Annotated in this window: 5 protein-coding genes; 1 reads left to right on the forward strand and 4 read right to left on the reverse strand. The window is 62.5% G+C overall.

Annotated elements, in window-relative coordinates:
* Positions 1-1915, forward strand: a 1915-nt coding sequence (locus tag ACLEQD_RS35315; RefSeq protein ID WP_410390166.1) for an Ig-like domain-containing protein, incomplete at its 5' end; no start/stop codon positions are given.
* 80 nt (positions 1916-1995) lie between these two features.
* Here ACLEQD_RS35315 and ACLEQD_RS35320 read toward each other — a convergent pair.
* From ACLEQD_RS35320 to ACLEQD_RS35335, 4 genes are all read right to left on the reverse strand, one after another.
* Positions 1996-3096 carry a TIGR04552 family protein gene (locus tag ACLEQD_RS35320; protein WP_410390168.1) on the reverse strand — a complete coding sequence of 367 codons (1101 nt, stop codon included), beginning with the start codon at positions 3094-3096 and terminating at the stop codon, positions 1996-1998.
* Positions 3097-3198: 102 nt separating this feature from the next.
* Positions 3199-3681, reverse strand: a complete 483-nt coding sequence (locus ACLEQD_RS35325; RefSeq protein ID WP_410390170.1) for a toxin-antitoxin system YwqK family antitoxin — start codon at positions 3679-3681, stop codon at positions 3199-3201.
* A 198-nt stretch (positions 3682-3879) separates the two neighbouring features.
* Positions 3880-4791 carry a hypothetical protein gene (locus tag ACLEQD_RS35330; RefSeq protein ID WP_410390172.1) on the reverse strand — a complete coding sequence of 304 codons (912 nt, stop codon included), beginning with the start codon at positions 4789-4791 and terminating at the stop codon, positions 3880-3882.
* A gap of 236 nt (positions 4792-5027) precedes the next feature.
* The coding region (locus tag ACLEQD_RS35335; protein WP_410390173.1) for an AgmX/PglI C-terminal domain-containing protein at positions 5028-5679 on the reverse strand (652 nt) is incomplete at its 5' end.

The raw sequence follows: 5679 nt of genomic DNA on the forward strand, positions 1-5679 counted from the left end.
AGGTGCCGTCACCTGGAGCCTGGTGTCCCCGCCCGCGGGCATCGAGCTCCAGGCACTCACACTGCCCAAGGGAGAAACGCGCGCGACCCTGAGCATCCGTGTGGGAGCGGGCACCGTGCCCGGTGCCTACACGTTGACGCTCCAGGGCAAGAGCGGCACGGTCACGAAGCAGGCCACGCTGACGGTGACGGTCGGGAAGCCCGGCGACCTGGTGGTGAACTGGGTCGTGCCCACGCCTGGGAAGGCGTACACGCGAGGCCCCCTGCTCCTCCAGTTCACGGTGGAAGGAGGCGCGGCGGAGCAGGTGGAGCTCCTGAAGGACGCCACCGTGCTGGTGAAGCCCACGGGGAGCCCCTATTCGTTCACCTGGGACACCACCTCCGAGGCCGAGGGCACGTACCAACTGTCCATCCGCGCGACCCGAGGTGGAGCGGTCTTCACCAGTACGGCACGAACGGTCATCGTCGACCGGACCGCGCCCACCGTGGCGTCCTTCCTGCCCGCCCGGGATGCGGCGACCGTGGGGGTCCATGAGGCCATCCAGGTCACGTTCAGTGAACCCATGAATCCACTCTCGGTGACGGAGGCGGCGGTGGGGCTCAAGACGGGCACCGGAAATGCCATTTCCAAATCCGTTGCCCTGTCCGCGGATGCAAGGACGCTGACGGTGACGCCACTGAGCGCCTTGTCGGCGCCGAGCACCGTTCAGGTCGATTTCGCCGCTGCGGCAGGCATCATCACGGACTTGGCAGGAAACGGCCTAGTGAGCACCCCGAGTTGGTCCTTCTCGGTGCCAACGTGGCTGCCATTGGGTGGTGCCCTCAGCGCGGTGAGCGGGACAACGCCCGCCAATGAAGTCGTTTTGAAGCTCGACCTTGAAAATCAACCCGTCATTGCCTGGACGGAAAGCGATGGCGTCGCCCGCAACGTCTATGTGGCTCGCTGGACAGGAGCCGAATGGACCCTCCTGGGGGGCGCACTGAATGGATTGGGTGCGGCAGGAACCGACGCTGGTCACCCTACGCTGATTATCAACAAGTCGAATCGCCCCGTTGTCGCATGGCATGAAGCCTCGGGGGATGGAAAAATCAACAGCATTTTCTCCAGGGCATGGAATGGCACCACATGGGAGGCGCTGCCTTCAATTGTCCTCCCCTATTATCCCGGCTCGGAGTCTCTCAGTTTGCCGACCCTGGGCCTTGAGGAATCAGGGACGCTAAGCCTGTACGCCAATTACAGCAATGAGGGCGAAGGCCTTGTCAGACACTATCGGCTCACGGGGGGAGCTTCCTCCTGGTCGCTTTCGACATTGCCGGTCCCCAGCGGATACACCCGAACGTACGACCCCGCTGCCTTGATTTCAGGAAATCAAACCTTCACAGCCTACACCATTTTCAATTACAGTGGCACAGGTGATGGCACTCGTGAAGTCGCCGTCGTTGAGAATGACGGGTTGCCCCTAGGCGGTCGGCTCTTGGGGACGTTGGCATGGACACCGACGATATCCATTGATGGCAACGGACGGCCCTGGGTTGCCTGGGTCGAGTCAGCTTATCAGCCGACGTCTGATGGACAGGTCTACTGGGCGCGCTGGGAAGGCAACGCATGGACGACTCCATCACTCGTCAGCACTTCCACGACAGGCAATACCACGCCAGTCATGAGTATGATGAAAGGAGCTCCTCACACGCTCGCGTGGAGCGGAATCATCGCATCGGAGCGAAGCATTCTCATCAGTCGATGGATCTCCAATCAATGGCAGTCGATCGGCTATCCGCTCACTGCCTTGACCGGGACAAGCACTTCCGCAACAGAGCCATCCCTGGCACTGAGCACGTCAGGCACACCGTTCATTTCCTTTGTCGAAGAGGATGCGTCGTCAGCAAACGTCTACACGTTCAGGCTCAACGACTGAGGGCAGCCATGAGCCACTCGCGCAGGGGTTCAGAAGGCGCGAGTGGCACATCAAGGTCGGTTCATCCCTAGTGATGTTGCTCATCCCTGACGCTTGGGAACAACAAGTCCTCGGCTCAGCCGGTTGAGGACGCGCCGTTTTTGGCGTCGCTTGTAGCTTTCATGAGCGTTGTCCCCGAGTTCATTGCGTCGGGCTGTTTCTTCGTCCGCGATCTGGAACTCGACAAGCGCGAAGGTGACCCGTCCCTTCCGAGGGCGGGTGTCACTTTCAGGCGGAGGCAGGTAGGGGTCCATCCGCAGCGGAAGGTCCACGACGAAGTTGAGGACCCGGTAGGAGCTCCCAGAGAAGGCGTTCCCCGCCCGATCCTCGCGGTCCTCAAAGTCCCGATCCAGGTGGAGCTGAGGGATGAACTGCTCGAAGTGAGGGTTCTCCTCCAGCAGCCCCTTGAACGGCAGCAGCGTATTCTCTGTCTGTCCCGGGACGACGAAGTTGAAGGGGAACAGGCGCTGCGTCAGGAAGTAGAGGACCGGCAGCAGGTCCTCCCGCTTGCGGGTGATGACCCGGAACCGCGTGCGGTCGTACACCTGTGCCGCCACGGTCTCCTTCTTCGCGATCAGCTTCGTGATCAGTGAGTCCCGCGTCTTGATGGAGTGGGCAAACTCCACGATGGGAAGGCCCATCTCCTTCATCTCACGGGCAACGCCCAGCACCTTCTCCGTGACCATCTCCGCCAGCTCGGCTTCGGAGGCAGCCAGCCGGAAGAGCAGGTCGCGCCCTTCGATGTGCTGGATGACGTGCATCACCTTCAGGACGATGCAGGCGATCCGCCGATAGCGGGCAAGCCCCTTGGCCCCTGAGGCAAAGAGGAAGAGGTCATGAAGTTCTTCCGGCTGGGCCACTGCGTCCGCGACCCGGTAGTCGAAGGTCTTGCGCAGGTACTCCACCGCATCGGCGAGCACCGTCCGCGCCCAGGCATCGTCATAGGGCCGCGACACGTCCAGCTGACAGAGGCGCAGGAACCGGTCCACCTCGTCCCGCGTCTGGAAGTGCATGCGCCGCCAGTCGATGACCGAGCCACCTCTCAGGATGAGCCGGATACGCTCAAGCTCACGCAATCCCATCTGCGGCACCGTGCAGACAGGGACAGCGGAGAGGACTGGAACAAGGGAGGGGGCCTTCACAGCGTTGTTCCTAGCTGGCCGGAGCGCCAAGGGAAAGCCCCGCAATACGAAGGGCCCCAGCCCGGGAAGCAGGCTGGGGCCCTCATGACCACGTCCGCTTGGCTACTTGGCGGCGACTTCCTTGCCCTTCTCGAAGTGGCTCTCACGGACGACCTTGCCGTCTTCGCTCATCTCCTGGACCGTGCCATTCCGGATTCCATTCCGGTACTGCTCGATCATCTTGGGCTTGCCGTTCGCGAAGTACTGTACGCGCTCCCCGTGATAATCGCCTGCGACGAACTCGGTTTCCCCGGTCTTCACGCCATTGGCATCCCAATACGTCCAATGTCCCGAGCGGAATCCGTTGAGGTACAGCCCTTCCGACTGCTTCTGCCCGTTGGGCCAGAAATCCACGTAGGGCCCATGCAGCTTCGGCTTGATGTCTGTTGAGGCAGTCTTGACGCAGTAGACGGATTCATTCTTGGTCGTCTTCCCCTTTTGCACGGTGCCTGCCGGACACGAGAGCTGCACCTCCGAAGCAAGGCTGGGGGCGGCAATTGAAACCAGGGAAATGACGACAAAGCGAGTCACCACATTCACCGACATAAGCTTGTCCTTCCTTCGGGCGGAAGCCCGCAGACCCATCAATGTTGCCCTCAACAAAGACGGAGGAACTCTTAATTGATTCAACCTGTGCCTGAAGCGCCCTTCTAGAAGCAGTGTTCTCTGAGGCCAGAAATGACACTGCCTCGTCCCTGTAGCGGGACGAGGCAGCGTCAATGTCTGCAACCGGATGCTGGATGCCTACTTCGTGATCTGACCGCAGATCTCGTTTCCGCCCGTGAAGTACAGACCGATGGAAAGCGTCGTGGCATCCGCAGGACGGCAGAAGTTCATGGTGAACTGGGCCGTCTTTCCAGCGTTTGACGTCGAGTACTGAGAGGGCCGGATCAGGTTGATTCCGGACTGCTCCTCGCCGTCCACGGTCACATACAGAAGGCCCGGCAACCCCGAACTCTGCGCAGGGAAGGTGGCGGAGGAATCGGAGTCAATGTAGGCCTTCACCTGAGCCTTGAAGGTGATCAAAGGCGACGTGCAGAAGCTGTCGGTACCGACGGAAACCTTGGTCACGCTGTAGATGATAGGTCCCGTGGACGTACCGGCGTTCCACACAGGCGTCTTACCGCCCTTGGTAGGATCGAAGTTCTCGCACGTGGGCGCCGGCACCGCAGTGCAGGTGGTGCCGCTGCAGTAGCTGCCGTACGCGCACGTCGCCTGGCCCTCACCGGAGCAGGTCGTCGCGGCCGGGCTGCACACGCCCGTGGTGGTGTTGCAGGTGTTGCCGGCGCCGCAGTCAGCGTCCTTGGTGCAGCCCGCGGGGGTGGAGCCGGGCTCCTCGCAGCGCTTGGACACGGTGCCGCAGACCAGGCTGGTGGAGTCGTCCGAATTGCACAGCTGGTTGGTCTGGCACTGGCAGACCTTCTGCGTGTTCGTCGCACCGGCCAGCGGGGCGCAGTTCTTCTCCGCGTCGGGGCAGTCCGAGCCGCTCTCGCAGGTGTCCATGCACACGCCGGCGGCCGTGTTGCAGAAACCGGAGGAGCAGTCGGTGTCCGACGTACAGGTCTCCGCCGTCGTCGCGTCATCGCCACAGGCCGTCAGGGCCAGGCTCATCGAGCTCAAAGCGGCGAGCATCACCATCATCTTGCGCAGCTGCATTCGGAACTTCCTCCTGGATGGGGTACGTCGCCCGGTGTCTCCGGCCACCTGACTCCAGACACCGGGTTTGAAGTCGAGCGGGCTTTAGTCCCCTCGCTCCAGACGTGTCAACGAGTGTCGACCGACCTTCCTACGACTCCAACCCAGGGAAATTCACTGTTCACGAAAGCGCACAATCGAGGCGCACGTCACAGCGACATCGCCGTCATATGTGACGGCGATGTCGCTCCTGGAACTCAGAACGTGAACGGGAAGTCGATGGGGTCGCCCTGCTTCCGGTGCTTCGGGAACGACCAACTCTTGATGAGCCCCGTGATGCACGTGGCCATGTAGCTCGAGCGGAACTCGTCCGTGCGGCACGAGACGGCGGTCGTCCTGCCGCTCGTCTGGACCGTCCAGCGCATCACCAACTTGCCGCTGAGCGACGGGTCCTTCTGCTTCTGCTCGTTCACGCACTTCACGATGGACGGCTTGTTGCTCAGCACCACCTGCATGATGTCCGACTGCTGCAGGCGCTCCAGCGTGCCGCCTCCCGGCTCAGGCGGGATATACGCTGTCGCCGTCGTCCTGGTCGCGGGCTTCGTCGTCGAGGTCTTCTTCGTGCCGAACAGCTCGTCGAAGTCGTCATCCCCGCCCCCGGAGTTCGACGAAGACGACGAGGAAGAAGGCTTCGACACGGTGATCGCGTCGCCGTCGTCGTCATCCCGCTGCGAGCCGCGGCTTCCGCTGGAGCCCGTCTTGCGATGGTTGCGCGAATCCACCCGCGCCACCGCCGTCCCCATGTTGGGCGTCGTGCTGGCGGGCTTCACCTCCGCCGCGGGCGGAGGCGGAGTGGGCGTGGCGGCCGGAGCCGTCGCCACGGCCGGCGGAGGCGTGCCACCGGCCGCG

The sequence above is a fragment of the Corallococcus sp. 4LFB genome (assembly GCF_046520365.1).
In the GTDB taxonomy this organism is placed as follows: domain Bacteria; phylum Myxococcota; class Myxococcia; order Myxococcales; family Myxococcaceae; genus Corallococcus; species Corallococcus caeni.

Coding starts and splice junctions, on each gene's coding strand:
- ACLEQD_RS35325 (WP_410390170.1), bottom strand. CDS start 3,681: ATGTCGGTGAATGTGGTGACTCGCTTTGTCGTCATTTCCCTGGTTTCA.
- ACLEQD_RS35330 (WP_410390172.1), bottom strand. CDS start 4,791: ATGCAGCTGCGCAAGATGATGGTGATGCTCGCCGCTTTGAGCTCGATG.